Source organism: Aquiflexum gelatinilyticum (assembly GCF_024741135.1).
Taxonomy (GTDB): domain Bacteria; phylum Bacteroidota; class Bacteroidia; order Cytophagales; family Cyclobacteriaceae; genus Cognataquiflexum; species Cognataquiflexum gelatinilyticum.
This window is the reverse complement of sequence record NZ_JANSUY010000001.1, coordinates 796,498-817,263: the sequence shown is the minus strand read 5'-3', so window position 1 is coordinate 817,263 and position 20,766 is coordinate 796,498. Positions and strand designations below refer to the sequence as shown.

The following is a 20,766-nucleotide window of genomic DNA, read 5'->3' as shown; positions in this document are numbered from 1 at the left end:
ATGTCAGAAACCACAGAAGAAATAAAGGAAATACCTTCGCAAGAACTTAAGGATAAAGTAATCAATGCCATCAAGCAAGTGTATGATCCTGAAATTCCTGTAGATGTTTACGAATTGGGACTGATCTATGAAATCAGTGTTTATCCTGTCAACAATGTATATATCATGATGACACTTACTTCGCCCAATTGTCCATCTGCTGAATTCATTCCTTCGGAGGTAAAAAATAAAATCCAACAGATTCAGGGCATCAACCATGTTGAGTTGGAGCTGACTTTTGACCCTCCTTATTCTCAGGACATGATGTCCGAAGCAGCAAAACTTGAATTAGGTTTTCTTTAAAATAAAAAATCAAAACATATGTACCCAGAGGAATTAATTGCTCCCATGCGTTCTGAATTGACCAACGTTGGCTTCCAAGAATTCAGAACAGCCGAAGAAGTAGAAAATCATTTGAAAGACCACAAAGGAACTACTTTCATTGTTATCAATTCAGTATGTGGATGCGCAGCTGGCGCAGCTAGACCAGGTGTCAGATTTGCATTGGACCAAAGTGACGTCAAACCGGATGTGCTCGCCACGGTATTTGCGGGTAATGATGCCGCTGCTGTCGCAAAAGTACGTCAACATCATTTACCTTACCCTCCCTCCTCACCTGCTATGGCATTGTTCAAAGACGGGGAGTTAGTACACTTCATTGAAAGACACCACATCGAAGGAAGAAATGCCAAAATGATAGGCGAACACCTCGTTGAAGTTTTTGAACATTTCTGTAAATAATAATTAGCCCTTCGGGGCTTTTTTTTTGTTAAAAAAAATGACCTTCAAACAAAGTGAAAAAAATATTAATTTGAGTAATATATCATTGAGCAATAAAAATTACGTATTTCGAATATAAATTTAAAAAAACCTTTGAAGTTTTTAAATTTCAAAAAAGAAAGCATCTAATAAACTCATAATCTTTAATTCGCTATTGATGTAATTAAACATGTAAAAAATACACGTTTTTACTAACTTAAGCGCAGTAAAAGAAGTTAATCACTTTGAATCTATAAACAGATAAATTAAAAACAATACTTATGTCCGAAACCGCTAAGTTTTCATACGGAGGAAAAGATTTTGAACTCCCAATTATTGAAGGAACTGAGAATGAAAAAGCTATTGACATAGCAAAATTGAGGGCTCAGACCGGATTGATTACAATAGATCCAGGATTTAAAAACACAGGTTCAACAACCAGTTCGATCACTTTTTTGGATGGTGAGCTTGGCGTTTTAAGGTACAGAGGATATAATATTGAAGAACTTGCTGAGAAGTCTACATTCCTTGAAGTAGCTTATCTGTTGATCTATGGTGACCTTCCTACACAGCATCAATTCGAGAAATTTACAAGAGAAATTACTACCCATACTTTGGTACATGAAGATATCAAGAAAATCCTTGATGGTTTTCCTTCCAATTCTCATCCTATGGGGGTGCTTTCTTCATTGATTTGTTCTTTGACTGCATTCTATCCTGAATCCTTGGATCCAACTAGAAACGAAGATGCAGTAAATCTGAGCATCATTAGGTTATTGGCTAAAATGCCAACCTTTGCAGCTTGGGCATTTAAAAATGAAGTGGGACATCCTGTAAACTATCCTGACAATAGCCTTGATTATTGCTCCAACTTCCTAAAAATGATGTTCGCATTGCCTGCTGAAAAATATGATGTGGACCCAATAGTATCAAAAGCATTGGATCAACTCCTTATTTTACATGCTGATCACGAGCAAAACTGTTCAACTTCAACAGTGAGAATTGTAGGTTCATCACAGGCTAGCATTTATGCTTCTATTTCTGCCGGGATCAATGCCCTTTGGGGACCACTTCATGGTGGTGCCAATCAGGCTGTAATTGAGATGCTGGAAGCCATCAAGGCGGACGGAGGGGATACCAAAAAATTCCTTGACAAAGCAAAAGACAAAAACGATCCTTTCAGATTGATGGGATTTGGCCACAGGGTTTATAAAAACTTTGATCCAAGGGCAAAAATCATCAAAAAAGCGGCTGATGATGTACTTGCTAAACTAGGGGTAAAAGATCCGGTTCTGGAAATTGCCAAAGAACTTGAATATGCAGCGCTAAATGATCAATATTTTGTAGAGCGAAATCTTTACCCGAATGTTGATTTCTACTCAGGCATTATATATAGGGCATTAGGCATTCCTACAGATATGTTTACAGTGCTGTTTGCCATGGGACGTCTACCGGGTTGGATTGCACAGTGGAAAGAAATGAGGCAAAACGGTGAACCTATCGGTAGACCACGTCAAATCTATACCGGTGCTGTAGATAGAAATTATGTTTCTATGAATAAGAGAGGTTAACAATCCCTCTTAATTATTAAATAATCCAGACTTAGGTTTTATCCCTGAGTCTGGTTTTTTTTTGAGAAAAATCAAATTGTTGTTACGTCAAATTTTCCAAATCACCTCTCAAGTATAGATTCTTTAATTATATTTGGAAACTAAAAATCAAAATTGAGTTTACATATGGAAGCAAATACCTTAGAATCAGCGATCGCTTTGACCAAAAAATTTACAAGTAAACCTTCAAATGAGGAATTATTAAAATTATATAGCCTGTATAAGCAAGCAACAGAAGGAGATAACCATGAAGACCGTCCCGGAGGATTTGACTTTGTAGCTGCTGCTAAATATAATTCTTGGTTGGCATTAAAAGGAAAATCAAAAGACGACGCCTCCTTAGAGTATGTTAATTTAGTAAATCAGCTTGCAACAAAGTATATGTAACGGATAAGAATAACTCCAAAAACAGAATAAAAAATTAAAAAACAGTTGATTTTTTTAAGGATATTCTAAAAATATTCAATCCATCCTTGCAAATCAATATTATTTATTTTACCTTTGCACCCGAATTAATTATATAACATTTTTCTAACCGTGGGTTTCCTTACTGTCGCTTGACTTGGGTTGCTTCAAAGAAAATCATGGTCTAGAAGAAGTAAGGAAACATTTCATGGAAAAAGAATTAACATTCTCAGACCTTGGGATTTCAGAAGAAATCCTCAAGGCGGTGGAAGACATGGGTTATACCCAACCTTCTACAATTCAATCACAATCTATCCCTTTCTTATTAGAAGGTAAAGACGTCATCGGACAAGCCCAGACGGGAACCGGTAAGACAGCGTCTTTTGGTATTCCAATAATTGATAAGGTTGATGCAAGCATTAAAAAACCACAGGCACTTATCCTTTGCCCAACCCGTGAGCTTGCTGTTCAGGTGGAAGGTGAAATTGTAAAACTCGCCAAATACAAAAGAGGTATTTCCTCAACCTGTATATATGGTGGAGATTCAATGGATAGACAAGTAAGAGACCTTAAAAGAGGTGTTCAGATTGTCGTAGGTACTCCCGGAAGGATCATGGACCACATGGACCGTGGAACTTTAAAATTAGAAAACGTGGGAATCATCGTTTTGGATGAAGCGGATGAAATGCTGGATATGGGTTTCAGAGATGATATCGAAAACATCCTAAGCGAGTGTCCTGAAGAAAGACAGACGATCTTTTTCTCAGCGACAATGCCAAAGCCTATCATGGACTTGACGAGAAAATATCAGAAAAATCCTGAAATCGTCAAGGTTTTGAGAAAAGAACTGACAGTAGAAAACATCTCTCAGGTCTATTACGAAGTAAAATCACCCCTCAAAATTGAATTGATGACAAGGTTGATTAGCTTGAACCAATTCAACCTTGGCATAGTATTCTGTAATACCAAAAGGGTAACAGACGAAGTTACTGAAGAACTTTTGGCCCGTGGGATTACAGCTGAAGCACTACATGGAGACCTTTCTCAAGCACAGAGAACCAAAGTAATGAACAAGTTCAGAAAAGGACAGGTTTCTGTTTTGGTGGCTACAGATGTGGCTGCAAGAGGAATTGATGTAGACAATGTAGAAGTTGTCTTCAATTTTGACCTTCCTTTGGATGAGGACAATTACGTACACAGAATTGGAAGAACAGGCCGTGCTGGAAAGTCGGGAGCTGCTATCAGTTTTGTAACAGGCCGAAAAGACATGTTCAGGATACGTGATTTGGAAAAATTCATCAAAACCTCAATCACAAAAATGGCTCCGCCATCTGTTGCTGATTTGGTCGAGTTGAAAAAGAACCAATTGATCAAAGACGTATACCGTCAGTTAAATAAAACTGAAGACAATAGCTTCTATGAAGATACTATTGGTCAGATGCTCACTGAAGGCTTAACCATGGAGCAGATTGTCCTTGGTCTTGCAAAAATCCAAATGGCAGATGCTGTCCATGAAATGGAAGACCAAAACTTCGATCTTGACCTCGGAAGAGGTGGCGAAAGAAGTGGTGACAGAGACAGAGGAAGAAGAGAAGGAAGAGATTTTGGTAGGGATTCAGGAAGAGGTAGAGAAAGAGATTCAGGAAGAAGCGGCAGCAGAGAACGTGGAGGAAGATTTGAAAGAAGCGAACGCGGAGACAGACCTGAAAGAGGCGAAAGAAGCGAAAGATCTTTTGACAGAAGTGACAGAGGCGAAAGAGGTGCTTCAAGAGAAAAAGGAGTTAGAGAGCCGGGAATGGCCCGTCTTTTCCTTAATCTTGGTAAGAAGGACAGAATCAGACCAAACGATATCGTCGGTGCCATTGCAGGTGAAACCGGTGTTCCGGGAAGAAGCATTGGTGGAATCGATATATTTGACAACTTCTCTTTTGTAGATGTACCTTCTAAGGATGCAGAACACGTAATCAAAGTGATGAAAAACAATACCATCAAAGGTATTACTGTTAATATGGAAATCTCTAAAGCTTAATTATTCAATTAATCAAAAGCTTTAAATTCAAAAATTGAAAGCGCAGTCTCCACGAGACTGCGCTTTTTTTATGGATATTTATAAAGCCCACAAGATGAATATGTATTTTAGCAAATAATTCTAAACTTATTCAATGCAGTTGTTTTTCCACGAAAATATCGCCGAAGATACCTTCCACCTAGATCAGGAAGAATCCAAACATTTGATCAGGGTATTGAGAAAAAATCAGGGAGACAAAGTGGTATTCACAGATGGACTAGGATTTTTGTATCACTGTATCATATTGGATGCTAACCCAAAAAAAGCAAGGATTAAAGTTGTTGAAAGGTTTTTTGATCCGGAAGATGATTATTATATCCACCTGGCAATCTGTCCTACAAAAAATCCAGATCGAATGGAATGGATGATTGAAAAAATAACAGAAATAGGAGTCCACGAAATCACCTTGATGGAATCTGAACATTCAGAGCGGTCCTTTTTAAAACTTGACAGATTAGAAAAAAAAATTGTAGCGGCTTGCAAGCAAAGCTTAAAAACAAGAATCCCAAAATTAAACCCCATTTGTAAAATGGAAGATTTGGTTGTAGACAAAAAATTTGACAGTTACCAAAGGTTTATTGCATACGTAGATAAGGAAAACCGCCAACATTTGTTTGAAAAGGCCAAATCAAATTCAGCTTATATAGTACTCATTGGGCCTGAGGGGGATTTTTCGCCAGGAGAAATCGACCTTGCATTTAAAAATTTCTTTCTTCCCTGCTCCTTGGGAAAAAGTAGATTGAGGACAGAAACTGCAGGTTTAACAGCTGTACATACTTTGCAATTACTCAATGGAATTGAAACAAAATGATCAATTCCAATCTCAATATCCGATAAAATATTTTGAGTGAAAAGGAAGAATTCTATACAAGAAAAATGAAAATTCTTCTTTAATTGCCCCATTCAAAAACCTATTTTTACTAATTTAGATCAAAAGAAAATAATTAAAACAACTCGGATGGAGTGTGATGAAAATACGATAGTGAAGAAGGAAGAAGCCAAAGAGTTAGAAGGCCTGACGATATTACTCTCAACGGATGAAGACGATGACCGGCCTGTATACCTTTCAGGGAATTTCAACCAATGGATAACCCAAGACAGGAAATATCAGATGTCAAAACAGGCAAAAGGAAAGTATACATTCACCTTTCCTGCCGACTTTTCGTACCCTGAAGAACTGATTTACAAATTTACCAAAGGGGATTGGTCAGAAGTCGAAATTGATAAATTCGAAAACAAAACCCCAAACAGGCATTCTAAGAAAAGATCAGGAATACAAAAAGAACATGTGTCCAAATGGCGTCAAAACTGGCTTCCCTACCGACCAAGCCAACTGCCACAGGTGCACTTGATTTCAGAAGAATTTGAGATTCCTCAGCTCAATAAAACCAGAAAAGTATGGGCTTTACTACCCCATGATTATAATACATCTGAAGAAACATACCCTGTCCTATATCTTCAGGATGCCCAAAATCTTTTCAATGAAAAATCACCTTTCGGCAATTGGCAAATCGACAAAAAGCTCGCTGTGATGTCTGATTATGGTATTGGAAAGATCATAATCATTGCCATAGAACATGCTGAAAAAGAAAGGGTTTTGGAATACAATGTAGGCAAAACATTACTTGGTGAAGGCCAAGGAAAACAATACATCCGGTTCCTGACAGATACTCTCAAACCATTCGTTGACAAAAACTTCCGGACCAAACCTGAAAGGGAATTTACAGGTATCGGAGGGAGTTCTATGGGTGGTTTGGTAAGCCTTTTTAGCGGCCTGATATACCCCGAGGTATATGGAAAACTTATGATCTTCTCCCCTTCTCTTTGGGTAATTCCAAAGATCAAATTTTCATTTTTGGATTTTTTCGAACCTAAAGAAACTAAGATCTACTTATATGCAGGAGGAGAAGAAAGTGCTACAATGGTCGCTCATATAAAAAAATTCAAAAAAAGACTCCTCAAAAGAGATTCCCTCCGTGAAAAAATGGAAATACAACTCAGTATCAACGAACAAGGCCGGCACAATGAAACCTACTGGAGTGATGAATTTCCAAAAGCAATAGAATGGCTCTTCTTCAGCAACCGAAAAGGGGATGTTTAGGAAAGCTTAAAAAACGGTATCAGAATAAATAATATTGAAGAATTACTTGAATATTTTATTATCCTGAAAAATCAATTTATCTTGTTTCTATTGTTCAAAACAAAACTGACATCAGATTTTCCTAAAAAATCCTCTATTTCCATAATCATATTTTTCCCATTTACATATGAAAATATCCCCAATAAAATCTCCTGAACAATTTAAGGGCTTGGTAGTCATCCCTTTTTTTGAAGTAGGAGAACGTGATCCTGCTATTAATTTTGAATCATACTCCATTTCAAAAAATCTGTTTTTGGGCAAAAAAGACAGTCAGTTCGTTTTTGAGGATAAAGATTCAGATAGGATTTTTCTTTTGGTAGGACTTGGAAAAGAGCCTAGTTACAAGACAGTCAAAACATCATTTCGCAGACTGACTGCCAAACAGGAAATGCTTTTTGAAAAAAAAGTTTTGGTTTGGCTGGAAGACAAAATGGATGCTGACTTATTAGAAGCTGCAGTTTCGGGATTATTGCTTGGCACTTACCGCCTTGGACATTACAAAACTCCAGATAAATCCCCAAAAAACTGGTCAAAGGTCAACATCTCAATATTGTCGGGAATTAAAGAACCAAAAAAAACCATCGAAAAAGCCCAAAAAATTGCGAATGCTCAGATTGAGGCTTTCCAATTGGTAGATCTTCCACCCAATAAAGTAACACCTAAATACCTTGCTGATTGGGCATTTGATGCGGGAAAAAAATTTGGTTTCGATGTCAAAGTCTTGGATAAAAAGAAAGCAGAAAAAGAGAACCTCAAGGCATTTTTGGCTGTCGGTCAGGGAAGTCAAAGGGAACCCCAGTTTATTGTCATGAAATATAGGTCCAAAGCAGCTGAAAAGCATGTTGGCTTGGTTGGAAAAGGAGTCACCTTCGATACCGGAGGTCTAAATATCAAAACCCAAGGGATGGTCCATATGAAATGTGATATGGGAGGCGCCGCTACCGTTTTGGGCGCTATGCAGCTTATCGCAGACCTTGGATTGGATATAAACATTACTGCGGTAGTTCCTTGTGTTGAAAACGCAGTCGATAACCATTCCTTTTTGCCCTCGGATATCATAGGTAGCTACAGCGGCAAAACCATAGAAGTCATAGATACAGATGCAGAAGGAAGGCTGATTTTAGCAGACGGCCTCTCCTACTTGATCCAAAATTTCAAACCTGACACTATTATTGATTTTGCAACTTTGACCGGAAGTGCAGTGGGGACATTTGGCTATGAATGCGCGGCTTTATTTTCCAAAAACGAAGAACTTTCAAAAAGACTGCAACAAAGCGGAGAATTCATCGGCGAAAGATTATGGCCCCTTCCGATGTGGGATGAGTACAAAACTGAGATGGATTCAGAAATCGCTGACATCAAAAACTACCATGGAAAACCCTTTGCCGGTGCTATCACCGCAGCGAAATTTCTTGAGTTCTTTACTGAAAACCATCCCTCATGGGCCCATATAGACATAGCAGGCACCGCATTTGGAGATTCTGAGTTTGCAAAAACAAAGCATGCCACCGCTTACGGCGTACATTTATTGATTAAATTGATAGAAAATCTTTAAACTATGGTAGATAATCACAAAACCTTTTTGTGCATTTCCAATTATTTCAAGGGAAGCGCTTTTTTGATTGCTCTGAAAAAAGCCGGTAATCAGGTGTATTTGATCACTTCAGAAAAACTGAAAGAAAACAATTGGCCGAGGGAATATATCGATGAGATTTTTTTCATGCCCGGACAAGATCTTGATTGGGATCTTGAAACATTATTGGTTGGGGTAGGCGGATTGATGAAAGGCGTAAAAATAGATGCCATTGTTGCTTTGGATGATTATGATGTGGAAAAAGCTACCTTTTTGAGGGAAAATCTCCGCATTCCGGGAATGGGCCAGACTACAGGAAGGTATTTTAGAGACAAACTTGCCATGAGAATGAGAGCGCAAGAAGCCGGGGTCTTGGTACCTTCTTTTTCAGCTCTATTCAATGATGAGGAAATCAACCACTTTGCCGACACAGTGCCTCCACCCTGGGTATTGAAACCTAGATCCGAAGCCTCTGCGCATGGAATTATTAAAGTATACGACAAAGAAAGTCTTTGGCAGAACATCCATGAAATGGGTGATAATAGATTAAGGTACCTTGTAGAACAATTTAAACCCGGAGATGTCTACCACGCTGATGGACTGAATCTTGACGGGAAAAACCTTTTTTGTACAGTTTCAAAATACCTAGCAACACCAATGGAAATCTCTCAGGGAGGAGGAATATTCAGAAGCGCCAATGTTCCTTATGGCTCAGAAGATGACAATTCGATGCGGGAAGCCAATCAAAAAGTAATGAAGGCATTTGGGATGAAAAATGGAGCAAGCCATACAGAATTCATCAAAGGGCGGGATGATGGCCAAGTTTACTTTCTAGAGACCTCTTCAAGAGTAGGCGGTGCCCACCTTGCCGAAATGGTAGAAGGAGCTACCGATATCAACCTATGGACTGAATGGGCAAAAATCGAAGATTCTGTAGTTAAAGGTCAAAAATATACTTTGCCAAAAGTGAAAAAAGGTTATGCCGGAATTGTACTGACATTATCCAAGTTTCAGGATCCGGACCTTTCCTCATTCAACGATCCGGAAGTTTGCTTTAGAGTTCCCTTAGATTACCATGCAGGAATGATAGTCAAATCAGAAAAACATGCCCGGATAAGGAAATTGCTGGATGATTATGCAGAAAGGTTGAGCAAAGGTGTTTCTTCGGTGGCCGAACAAGAAAAAATCAAAAAATTCCATTAAAAACTTCACTTCAGCCTCAGGAAACCATTTTAGATCCTGAGGCTTTTTTCTTTGTTTTTATTTTTGATTTTACTCCTTATGTAAAATGTTTTTGATTTTTTGGTTCTCTAAGGTACTTTTCAGAAAAACTACCCATAATCATGATCAAAAAAATTTCTTTGACAAGCTGGATCTTTCTCCTTTTCCAAAACATTCTTTTTTCACAGGTTGACACCATTGAGGTCTTTAGCCAGGCAATGAACAAATCACTTAAAGCTGCTGTCGTTAAGCCTGAAGGATACTCAGAAAATAACAAATCATATCCAACAATATTTTTACTACATGGAGGTTCCGGAAGTTTTTCTGATTGGCATAAAAAAACGACTGAGCCCAATCTCTTGAACAAGCTGGCAAATCAATATGAAGTGATTATCGTGACTCCGGGTGTAGGTCCTTCATCCTATTATTATGATAGTCCGATTCTTGATTCTGTCAAATATGAAACTTACTTCATTGAGGAACTGATCCCATTTATCGACAAAAACTATAGGACAATTAATAACCGGAATTCACGTGCCATTACCGGCTTGTCTATGGGAGGCCACGGTTCCTTGATGCTGAGTGCAAAACATCCGGAGTTATTCATTGCAGCAGGAAGTATGAGTGGTGTAATGAATATTGATACGAGGATGTGGAAGGTAAGTGATGAATTCAGAAAACTTAGGCTTTCAGGTCAAAAAGCAATGTTGGGGGAAATCAACTATGATTCCCCCTTCACTGAGTACACGGTGGTAGGCTTGGTAGAAAAAATGAAAGACAATGGGATCTCTTTGATAATCGATTGTGGGGTGGATGATTTTTTGTTGGAAACTAACAGACAGATTCATCAATTGCTTCTTCAAAACCAAACTCCTCACGAATATACCGAGAGACCTGGCGCACATACCTGGCAGTATTGGACCGAGGCCTTACCTTACCACTTATTATTCATCAATCGGGTATTGATTAAGCAACCATAGCTGCGTTTTGTGATTCTTTTTCTGCTGATATACTATGCAGCAGATCAGGGATTTTATCAAAATCATTTACCTTGTCTATCACGAAGTCAAATCCTTGGTGGAGGTAAAGTTGCCTCAATAAGGGACCTATATGTGATTTGCAAAGAATGATTTTCGCCAATGGATTCAGTGTTTTAATTCTTTCGATAACCTGATCCGGTGAAAATTTTCCTGATCTCATTTTGTAACATATATTAACAAAAACCAGATTGGCTTTATGCTCAATTATTTTTTCTTCAATAGAATCCTGAGAGTAGACTGTCCCCAGATTTTCCACAAAAGGCAAATTATTAATCATGTCCAAAATTTTTACCGTATTGCTTGGGGCAAAATCATAAACAATTGCTTTGATGCGAGATTCGTTGGCTTGTAACATATGAGCTATTTTATGAACTCAAAATTACGCCATGACCTAAGCCTACATTATAGTTAAAAAAGCTATTCTTATGTAGTGGTTTGTACTACAAAAAATTACTTCAGCCCATTTTCAAAAACATACCTCAAAATTTCAGCATTATTATGAAGGTGGAGTTTATCCAAAATCCTCAATCTATATGTGCTTACTGTACTGACACTTAGATTAAGATCACTGGCGATATCTGACACTGCTTTTCCGGAAGCTATAAGCATCATTACTTCCATTTCCCTATCAGATAATTTTTCATGGATAATTTCAGGCTCCTCCCCCAGGTTTTCCGCGAGAATTTCAGTTACTTTTGGGCTGATGTATTTTTTACCTTTCATCACCCTTTCTACTGCCTTTACCAATTCATCTCCGGCACTTTCTTTACTCACATATCCTGAAGCTCCGGCTTTTAATGACCTCAATGCATAATGCTCTTCTGCCTGCATACTCAAAATAAGTATTGGAGTCTTGACTCCCGAGTTTCTGGCATGTTTCAAAACTTCGATTCCATTTCTTCCCGGCATGGAAATATCAAGAACAATAAGGTCCCATACTTCCCCATTTATCTTTTTGACAGCTTCAATACCGGAATTTACTTCTTCGGTTTTTATCTTTGGAAAAGCATCTTTCAACAATTGTACTATTCCTTTTCTTACTATCGGATGGTCGTCTGCGATCAATGCTTTCATTTTTGAATATTAATAAGGTATGGTTAAAATGGTTGTTGTTCCTTTACCGGGAGCACTTTGAATATTGAAATTTCCCCCAAAACTTTCCGTTCTTTCCCGCATTCCCAAAATACCAAGTGATTTTGTGTTTTTTAGGATTTCTTGATCAAAACCTGCCCCATCATCTATAATGGTGATCATTATCGATTCAGAATCAAATACCACCTCGACATTAACATGGGTACTTTTTGAATGTCTCATGATATTGGTCATGCATTCCTGAAAAATCCTGAAAACCGCAGTTGCTTTTTGATTTTCCATTGATCTTTCTTCACCCTTATATTTAAAGAAAACCGGAATACCTGCTGATTTGGTAAATTCATCTGCCTGCCATTCCAATGCTGCCAAAATACCAAAATCATCAAGAATGCCTGGACGCAAATTTCTTGATATATTCCGGATAGTTCCGACGGTCCTTTCTATCTGCTTGAGGATTACCTGAAGTTTCTCTTTTGCAAAATCATCCAGATGGTTACTTTTTTTCAAAATATATTCAACTTCCATCTTCATCCCCGTAAGCCGTTGCCCTAATTGATCGTGAATCTCACGCGAAAGTAAAGACCTTTCATCCTCTCTGATTTTTTGGGAATGAGAATTCAGATTTCTGATGGATTCGTATGAGGCCTTATACTTTTCCTCAACTTCCTTTCTTTTTGTTATGTTCCTTAAATAAAGAATCAAAGCTTCTTCCTGACTATGGATTTTAACCTCAATCCAAAATAGATTTTGATCAATTTCAATCTGAAGCTCAGTACATGAAGGCAAAAAATCTCTTTTAAATTCTTCAACCAAATTATAGATCAACCCATTTATTTTCAGGGTATTAAAATCCAAACCACGAGAAGATATTGGATCAATCCCCAGAAAAAAAGCAGCTGTTTTATTGATGTAAATAATTTCCCCTATGTTATCCAACAACAAAATTCCACCCGACAAATTATCCAGTAAATGAATCACATCAGAACTTCCTTTTTTAGCTTTAGCCATATTTTTTGTTCGTTTTTAACTGATTTCCTCTTAAGAAAACGATCTCATCATCATTGATTTTAAATGATAATTTAACTATTAAATTGATTATATAAAGTAAAAAATTAACAAGATTAATTTTATCAATCGAACATTTATTGTTTTTCAAAATTTCTCTCGCAAATGTTGAATAATTTTGAAAGTAACAAAAAAAGGTTTTTCGCATTCATACATTTTATCATTGATAGAAAAAGTCAATTACCTATTTTAGCTTTTGTAAAAATAAACCCCAAAATGATAAAAAAAGCAATACTGATTATTTCCCTCTTTGGGCTTTATTTTAATTCTTTCTCCCAAAACGATATTTCAAAATGGCAGCTTAGGGCCCAAAATACTGAAATCATCAGGGATCAATGGGGCATTCCGCATGTCTATGGAAAAACAGATGCAGATGCGGTTTTTGGGTTGGTTTATGCCCAATGTGAAGACGATTTCAACCGGGTGGAAGTCAACTTTATCAATGCCATGGGAAGAATGGCGGAAGTGGAAGGAATCAACCTGCTTTACAATGATTTTAGGATGAAACTGTATATTGATGAGGAAGTATTAAAATCAGAATACCAAAACTCCCCTGATTGGCTTAAGGAATTGATGAATGCATGGGCTGCCGGGATCAATTATTTTCTCCACACCCACCCTGAAGTCAAACCAAAACTGCTTACCAAATTTGAACCTTGGATGGCTTTGGCATTCAGTGAAGGCAGTATCGGAGGTGATATTGAAACCATTTCTACCAACCAACTCAAGGCATTTTACGGGAAAGAAATGCTTTCCGACCTTGTGTTGGAGGAAAGGGATTGGGATACTGAACCAAGAGGCAGCAATGGCTTTGCTATCGCACCAAAGCTTTCGAAAAGCGGAAATGCGCTGTTTTTGATCAATCCACACACTTCCTTTTATTTCCGTCCTGAAATACACATGGTCAGCGAAGAAGGACTCAATGCCTACGGCGCGGTGACTTGGGGACAGTTTTTTATCTACCAGGGATTTAATGAATACAACGGTTGGATGCATACTTCCAGCAAAGCAGATGCGATAGACCATTTCGCTTTAACGGTGGAAAACAGAAAAGGAAAATACCATTATCAGTTTGGTAAAATGTGGTTGCCATTGACTGAGAAAGAAATCAAACTCAAATACAAAGAAGGTGATCAAATAAAGGAACATTCCATCACCGCTTACTATAGTCATCACGGTCCTGTCATTCGGGAAGAAAACGGAAAGTGGATCGCCATCGCCCTGATGGTAGAAAGGCAAAAGGCCCTGATTCAATCATTTTCAAGAACAAAAACCAAAAACCACCGGGAGTTCAAAGCTACCATGGCACTTAAAACCAACTCTTCCAACAACACGGTCTATGCCGATAAGGATGGAAATATCGTCTACTACCACGGCAATTTCATCCCAGAAAGAGACCCTAAATTTGATTGGAGAAACACAGTGGACGGCAGCAATCCGGCCACAGATTGGAAAGGCCTGCATGAAGTCGACGAAATGCTTTTGATTGAAAATCCTGAAAACGGATGGATCCAAAACTGTAACTCAGATCCTTTTACTGCCGCAGGGCCCTTTTCTCCAAAGAGGGAAAGCTTTCCTGCCTACATGGCATGGGATGTGGAAAATGCACGGGGACTGAATGCTGTTCGGGTTTTGACTGGCAAAAAGGATTTTACCCTAGAATCATTGATAGCCACTGCCTATGACCCCAAGTTGATGGCATTTGAACCATTGATTCCTTCGTTGGAGCAGGCTTATGGGAAGTTGCCGGAAACAGATCCCCGAAAGGGAAATCTAAAAAAGCCTATGGAAGTCCTTTCCGATTGGGATAGAAATACCGGAGTGAGTTCTGTGGGAACATCCTTGGCGGTATTATGGGGAAACCAACTCCTGATGGAAGCCCGAGATATGGACAGACCTTGGGATGTTTATGTTTTTGATTTTCTCGCAAAAGAAACTTCAGACAATATGAAGATCACTGCTTTTGAAAAAGCCGTGGACAAATTGACAGAAGATTTTGGAACATGGAATACGCCTTGGGGAGAAATCAACAGGTTTCAGCGGGTTACCAATGACATCCAAGGAAGGTACGATGACAACCTCCCAAGCCTCCCCATCGGATACAATTCATCCCTTTGGGGTTCCTTGGCGGCGTATGGCAGCAGGGCATATCCCAATACCAAGAAATGGTACGGCAATGTCGGTAACAGCTTTGTGGCAGTAGTTGAATTCGGACCTAAAGTCAAAGCCAAAAGCCTCCTTGCAGGTGGCCAAAGCGGCAATCCCTTTTCTCCGCACTTTGTAGACCAAGCCGAAAGATATAGCAGGGGCGAATTCAAAGACGTCAGTTTCTATCGGGAAGATGTATTGAAAAATGCAAGGAAAAGGTATAGACCGGGTGTGAGGGAGTAGTTATCAGTTATCAGCTGCCAGTTGCAGTTGGCAGTATCTTGACAATTCCTCATCTAACTTTAAAAAATTGGATTAAAACTAAAAAAGATAGCAAGGCGTATTTTCATATTTCGCCAAGTGCTTGATTAATCTTTTGTCAGTCAAATAATTCTTCCAAATCAAAGTCTTGGAAACCCGTATTTAAAGAAGGCAGCTTTATCAATTTGGATGAAAAATTTAACATCAGAATATTTCTATCTAGGAACCAATAATTCTATATTTAGAACAAAATCAGACTTTTATGAACCAAAACTTCACCTCCACCACCCTGACGGAGTCGGCGGCATTTGACACCGCCACGGTCACCCGAGTGATTCCGACTTATGTCTATGCGACCGTTTTTGCTTCCCTGTGCATCGCGGTGGGATTGCAGTGGGACATTTCATGGCACATGAGTGTGGGCCGGGATGGCTTGTTTTCTCCGCCACATATCCTGATTTATTTGGGTGCAGTGATTGCGGGGGTGTTTTCGGGGATCAAAGTGTTGAAAACCAGCTTTTGGGGTTCCAAAGAAGAAAAGTCCCAAAGCATCAGATTTTGGGGGATATTCCATGGATCCTTGGGAGCGATGTTTTGCAAATGGGGGGCATTTGCGATGTTGACCTCCGCTCCTTTTGACGATTGGTGGCACAATACCTATGGTCTTGATGTAAAAATTCTCTCTCCTCCCCATGCTTTGTTGGGACTCGGGATGATGATGATTCAATTCGGCGCCATGATTTCAGTGATTGCAGCCCAAAACAAATTGGGAGAAAAAATGGATGCCCGCACCAAATCCCACCTCCAATGGATGTACGCCTTGTCCGCAGGGTTTTTGTTGGTGATGGTCTATACCTTGGTGTCTGAGTATTACTTTTTGAATATGCTGCATGGGGTCTTGCCGTATCAGATCGCCGCTTTGATGTTTCCGCTTTTTTTGATTTCTATATCATTTGCTTCCCCTTATCGATTTGCAGCAACCAAAATGTCATTGATTTATACTTTGGTCATGGCTGCTATGGTATGGATTATGCCTTTGTTTCCTGCCGAACCCAAACTCAGTCCGGTCTTCAATTACATCACACGGTTCCAGCCTTTTCATTTTCCTATCCTCCTGATTGTTCCTGCTGTGGCAATCGACTTTGCCATTGAAAAGTGGCGGAATTCCAACAAGTGGCTTTTGGCAGTCCTGCTTTCCCTGATCTTCGTGGTCAGTTTCACCCCTGTACAATGGTACTTTTCTGAAGTTTTGATTTCTGAGATCGGTAGAGGTTGGTTCTTTGGGAGGTTCTCTTGGCCTTATTTTGCCAATCCGGATTATGAATTCAGGTTCCGGTTTCATCCCGATTCCATATCTCAGGGTTGGGATTTGATCAAAGGTTTGTTGATAGCGGTAGGGATAGGAACGTTGACTTCAAGGGTTGGACTTTCATGGGGAAATTGGATGAAGCAGGTCAAGCGATAAGATATGAAAAAAAGAATCCTTTTGCCTTTTTTATTGCTACTTTGGTTTACTTCGAGCAGCCATATAGGAAGTCCCGGAGTCATCTATGAAGGTCTTTTGGGACCCTACAGAATTCTTGCCAATATCATCCCGGCTGAAGTTGTCCCAGGAATAGCAAAGGTGACCATCATCCTTCCCGAAAACCCTGAAAACATCACTTTGGAAGTCCGTCCTGTTTATTGGTCCGCAGGCCTAAAAGGTACCCCCAAAGCAGATCCGATGTTTGCCGTACCTGGTGAACCCGGAAAATATGAAGGCGAATTGTGGTTTATGAATTCGGGAACTTCGAGTGTTCAGGTGATGATGCAGGCCAATGGGCAAATTTTTGAAGCAATCGTTCCGGTTATGGCTTGGCCTACAGCCAAGAATTCCATGACCTCCGAATTGGGCATTCCGCTGACAATCCTGGGAATATTTTTGGTCATCCTGATGGTGACCATCATCTCTTCCGCCATGAGTGACAGCATCAATGATCCTGGTAAAGAAAGAAACCCTGCAGCTGACAAAAGAAGAAAAATTGGCATTATCATCGGATCCACAATCATGCTATTGATCCTTTGGGGCGGAAAAACCTGGTGGGACACAGAATCCGAGCAGTACAACAATTTCCTGTTTAAACCGATCGAAGCCAAATCACGCCTTAAACCTGAATCCGATGGAAATTACCTTCACCTCGAAATAGATACCAATACACTCAGCCAAGGTCAAACAACACGAAAACTCAGCTTTATCGTGCCTGACCATGGCAAGTTGATGCATTTGTTTTTGATCAGAAAGGGAGATTTGGATGTGTTTGCACACCTGCATCCGGAGCGGATTGACTCCCTAAACTTCAAGGTAAAATTGCCTTCCATCCCTGCCGGGGATTACCATGTGTATGCAGACATTACTCGCTACACAGGTTTTTCAGAGACGATCATCTCAGATTTTACCATTCCTGAAAATTCAAATTTCCAGCTCATATCCAATACAGATGTCGCATTGGGACGGGACGATACCTATACCTTTTCCAATCCTATTTCGGGCAAAAAGACCTCCTTGGATGGAGATATCATGATCTGTGGCAAGCCGGGAATCAAAACCGATTTGCCTGAAGGATACTCGGCAGTTTGGGAAACTGATGGAGAAAATTTTGAAACCGGCACCCTCTACAACCTTGATTTTGCACTTTTTGATGCCGAAGGAAATCCGGCCTTACTTGAGCCTTACCTTGGGATGATGGGTCATGCTGTGGTTTTGAAACACGACGGATCTGTTTATATCCATCTCCATCCCACCGGTAATTATTCCATGGGTTCGCAGCAGATGTTGCTCGATAGATTTGAATCAGGCAAAATAGGCTTCCAAAACTTGCCGACAGGGCTAAGCTTTAAGGACAGCATTGACGGCGTAATCAAGGTTTTGAACCAATTGCCTGAACAGGAACGTGACAGTCTTCTGATGGGAAATATGGTCCACCTTGACCCTACCGATCCTGAACATATCGAACACAGCATGGTAAGCTTCCCCTATGCCTTTCCCCAACCCGGCAATTACAGGATCTGGGTACAGGTAAAAATCGATGGAAAAATCGTCAACGGGGCTTTTGATGTGGAAGTGGATTGAGAAATTTAAAAATCCAGCTCAACCCATCAAAACCTGTTTGTCCCAAGCAAACTTTACCAATTTACTTCCGAAGAAAATCAGGATAAATCCTACCAAGATATTGAGCCTGAACATCAGTTTTGGGGTGACAAAACCGGAAAGCTGCTTGGCAATAAAGGATTTTAGCAGGTCAATGCTGAATACCGTAAGTAAGATCCCTGCATAGTAGAACCAAATATCAATCCTCCTATACTCCTGTTTGAGGTTGACAAGACTGGCAATCGAGACCCAGAAAAGTAACACAAAAGGATTGATGCCGTTGATGCCAAAACCCTTCATAAATCCGTTTCTTTTTTTGGCTTTGGGCAATGGAATGCCTCCTGTATTGGGCCGGTTTTGGTTTTTTTTCAGGATACTGGAAATTCCAAAGCCTATCAACACCGTCCCACCGGCATAACCGAGGATGATTTCGAAGTAAGGATATTGCGCAAAAAAAGAAACACTGAAATAGGTAATCAACACATAAATCAAATCTGAAAGCAGAATTCCCAGCGCCATGATAGCTGCATACCTAAAGCCGTTTTCAAGGCTTTTTTGGACCAAAGCAAAAAATACCGGACCTATCATTGCCGACAATACCAGCCCCATGCTGATGCCTTCCCAAAGCGCCTGACTCATTTTATGATGCCGTTTTCTTTTAAGAAACCCATCCATTGCTCCGCCTTCTCCCCTTTCAATACTCTCGGAAATTTATTCTGTCCTCCTTCTTTTCCTTTGGATTTGAGCCAGTTGTAAAAAACAGAAGGAGAAAGCACCGTCAGCTTTACATCCTTCAATGCATGCTTCCGCTCCACCACATAGTCATCGTTAAGTTGCTTGAGGCTATCATCAATCTTTTGGAGAAGCAATGCCTTATCTATCAGGTCATCAGTCCCCACAAACCAATGGTGCATAAAGAGCGAACCATGTGGCAGACCGATCACGGTAAATTCTCTGATATTCAAGTTGAGTTCTTCGGAGACCAATTCTACGGCCCTGTTCATATTGTCCATCGAAAGGTGCTCCCCACAAAGGCTCAAAAAATGCTTGGTCCTACCTGTGATATAAATTTCACATTCATCTTTGGACGCGAAGCGGATGACATCACCGATCAAATAACGCCATGCACCGGCGCATGTGCTGATGAGCAAAGCATAATCGACTTCCTCTTCTACTTCATCGATTTTAAGTGTTTTGGCATTTGGAAGTATTTCTCCGTCAGCATCAAAATTATCTTCGTTGAAGGGTATAAATTCATGGAAAATCCCATTGTTCAGGACCAGCCTCATTGTTCTCCTGTCGGGTAAAGCCTGAAAAGCCAAAAAACCTTCAGAAGCCAGATAGGTCTCCATGTATATCAAAGGTTTCTCAAGAAGTCTTTCAAACCCGTGTTTGTATGGCTCAAAGGAAACCCCGCCATGAACAAAGATTTTGAGGTTTGGCCATAGGTCATGTATGGTCTTGAGCTTATACCGCTTGATGATTTTTTCCAGTAAAATCTGAAGCCAAGCTGGCACACCTACGATGATACCAATATCCCAATCAGGCGCTTTTTCTACTATTTGATCGAGCTTATCACCCCAGTTTTTATTTTTGGAAATTTTTTTTCCGGGTTTATAAAAGCGCTGAAACCATATCGGCAACCTGCCTGTCGTGATTCCGCTGAGGTCTCCCGAAAAGTAAGTGCCGTTAAACTCCAGGTCAGTACTGCCACCCAACATCAAAATCCCTTTGGTAAACAATTTGTCAGGAAGGTCATATTTGGAAAGGGATAAAATCTGCCGGACTCCGGTTTTCCTGATGGCTTTTACCATATCCTTGGTAATCGGGATATATTTGGAGGCAGCACCCGAGGTTCCTGAAGTCAACGCAAAATGACGGATTGCTCCAGGCCAGGTGATATTCTTCTCCCCTCCTTTGAGCCTGTACCACCATTCATTGTATATTGTATTATAACTGTAAATAGGAATCTGCTTGGAAAATACGCTGTAGAAATCAGTATCCCCTTTTTTAAACTCCCTCAAAATGAGATCAAAATTTTGTTTTTGTCCAAATTCGGTATCCTTGGCTTTGATCAGTAACTTTTTCAGTTCTTCTTTTTGAAGGTCAAGAGGAGAGCTGTATTCCTGAACCAAAGATTCCCTTAATCTGATACCTTTTTTTAGCAATGTACCCAATATCGCCATATCTTTGTTTGAGTTGAATAGTCCAAAAATAC

At 39.8% G+C, this 20,766-nt stretch carries 18 protein-coding genes; 13 read left to right on the top strand and 5 right to left on the bottom strand.

The window, feature by feature from the left end:
- The 10 genes from NU887_RS03530 to NU887_RS03485 all read left to right on the top strand — a co-directional run bounded on the left by NU887_RS03530 (position 1) and on the right by NU887_RS03485 (position 10,795).
- The gene (locus NU887_RS03530; RefSeq protein ID WP_258421968.1) at positions 1-342 is read left to right on the top strand and encodes a DUF59 domain-containing protein; all 342 of its coding nucleotides are present in this window, start codon (positions 1-3) and stop codon (positions 340-342) included.
- An 18-nt stretch (positions 343-360) separates the two neighbouring features.
- Entirely contained in the window at positions 361-780 is a 420-nt protein-coding gene (locus NU887_RS03525; protein WP_258421967.1) for a BrxA/BrxB family bacilliredoxin, read from the top strand.
- A 299-nt stretch (positions 781-1,079) separates the two neighbouring features.
- The gene (locus tag NU887_RS03520) at positions 1,080-2,369 is read left to right on the top strand and encodes a citrate synthase (RefSeq protein WP_258421966.1); all 1,290 of its coding nucleotides are present in this window, start codon (positions 1,080-1,082) and stop codon (positions 2,367-2,369) included.
- Positions 2,370-2,534: 165 nt separating this feature from the next.
- Positions 2,535-2,795 (top strand): acyl-CoA-binding protein, encoded by a 261-nt coding sequence (locus NU887_RS03515; protein WP_258421965.1) that lies wholly within the window; start codon positions 2,535-2,537, stop codon positions 2,793-2,795.
- Between the two features lie 226 nt (positions 2,796-3,021).
- Positions 3,022-4,842, top strand: a complete 1,821-nt coding sequence (locus tag NU887_RS03510; protein ID WP_258421964.1) for a DEAD/DEAH box helicase — start codon at positions 3,022-3,024, stop codon at positions 4,840-4,842.
- Between the two features lie 133 nt (positions 4,843-4,975).
- Positions 4,976-5,692, top strand: coding sequence for a 16S rRNA (uracil(1498)-N(3))-methyltransferase (locus tag NU887_RS03505; RefSeq protein WP_258421963.1), 717 nt, complete (start codon positions 4,976-4,978; stop codon positions 5,690-5,692).
- A 147-nt stretch (positions 5,693-5,839) separates the two neighbouring features.
- Positions 5,840-6,982, top strand: coding sequence for an alpha/beta hydrolase (locus tag NU887_RS03500; protein WP_258421962.1), 1,143 nt, complete (start codon positions 5,840-5,842; stop codon positions 6,980-6,982).
- Positions 6,983-7,148: 166 nt separating this feature from the next.
- Positions 7,149-8,576, top strand: coding sequence for a leucyl aminopeptidase family protein (locus NU887_RS03495; protein WP_258421961.1), 1,428 nt, complete (start codon positions 7,149-7,151; stop codon positions 8,574-8,576).
- Between the two features lie 3 nt (positions 8,577-8,579).
- Positions 8,580-9,797 carry an ATP-grasp domain-containing protein gene (locus NU887_RS03490; protein WP_258421960.1) on the top strand — a complete coding sequence of 406 codons (1,218 nt, stop codon included), beginning with the start codon at positions 8,580-8,582 and terminating at the stop codon, positions 9,795-9,797.
- A gap of 140 nt (positions 9,798-9,937) precedes the next feature.
- Positions 9,938-10,795, top strand: coding sequence for an alpha/beta hydrolase (locus NU887_RS03485; RefSeq protein WP_258421958.1), 858 nt, complete (start codon positions 9,938-9,940; stop codon positions 10,793-10,795).
- On the opposite strand, the gene NU887_RS03480 is transcribed toward NU887_RS03485, so the two are convergent.
- From NU887_RS03480 to NU887_RS03470, 3 genes are all read right to left on the bottom strand, one after another.
- Entirely contained in the window at positions 10,782-11,210 is a 429-nt protein-coding gene (locus NU887_RS03480; RefSeq protein ID WP_258421956.1) for a hypothetical protein, read from the bottom strand. The two genes, NU887_RS03485 and NU887_RS03480, sit on opposite strands and share 14 nt — an antisense overlap.
- Positions 11,211-11,305: 95 nt before the next feature.
- Positions 11,306-11,929: a response regulator gene (locus tag NU887_RS03475; RefSeq protein WP_258421955.1), complete on the bottom strand. Its 624-nt coding sequence runs from the start codon at positions 11,927-11,929 to the stop codon at positions 11,306-11,308.
- Between the two features lie 9 nt (positions 11,930-11,938).
- Positions 11,939-12,955, bottom strand: coding sequence for a PAS domain-containing sensor histidine kinase (locus tag NU887_RS03470; protein WP_258421954.1), 1,017 nt, complete (start codon positions 12,953-12,955; stop codon positions 11,939-11,941).
- Between the two features lie 273 nt (positions 12,956-13,228).
- On the opposite strand from NU887_RS03470, the gene NU887_RS03465 reads away from it, so the two are divergent.
- The 3 genes from NU887_RS03465 to NU887_RS03455 all read left to right on the top strand — a co-directional run bounded on the left by NU887_RS03465 (position 13,229) and on the right by NU887_RS03455 (position 18,530).
- Entirely contained in the window at positions 13,229-15,403 is a 2,175-nt protein-coding gene (locus NU887_RS03465) for a penicillin acylase family protein (protein ID WP_258421953.1), read from the top strand.
- Between the two features lie 280 nt (positions 15,404-15,683).
- The gene (locus NU887_RS03460; protein WP_258421952.1) at positions 15,684-16,886 is read left to right on the top strand and encodes a hypothetical protein; all 1,203 of its coding nucleotides are present in this window, start codon (positions 15,684-15,686) and stop codon (positions 16,884-16,886) included.
- A gap of 3 nt (positions 16,887-16,889) precedes the next feature.
- Complete coding sequence (locus NU887_RS03455; RefSeq protein ID WP_258421951.1) at positions 16,890-18,530, top strand: hypothetical protein; 1,641 nt, start codon at positions 16,890-16,892, stop codon at positions 18,528-18,530.
- Between the two features lie 18 nt (positions 18,531-18,548).
- On the opposite strand, the gene NU887_RS03450 is transcribed toward NU887_RS03455, so the two are convergent.
- Both NU887_RS03450 and NU887_RS03445 read right to left on the bottom strand, forming a co-directional pair.
- A complete protein-coding gene (locus NU887_RS03450; RefSeq protein WP_258421950.1) occupies positions 18,549-19,187 on the bottom strand; it encodes a LysE family translocator in 639 nt (212 codons plus the stop codon).
- The gene (locus NU887_RS03445; protein WP_258421949.1) at positions 19,184-20,734 is read right to left on the bottom strand and encodes a GH3 auxin-responsive promoter family protein; all 1,551 of its coding nucleotides are present in this window, start codon (positions 20,732-20,734) and stop codon (positions 19,184-19,186) included. The genes NU887_RS03450 and NU887_RS03445 overlap by 4 nt, the downstream gene beginning before the upstream one ends.
- Positions 20,735-20,766: the final 32 nt, after the last annotated feature.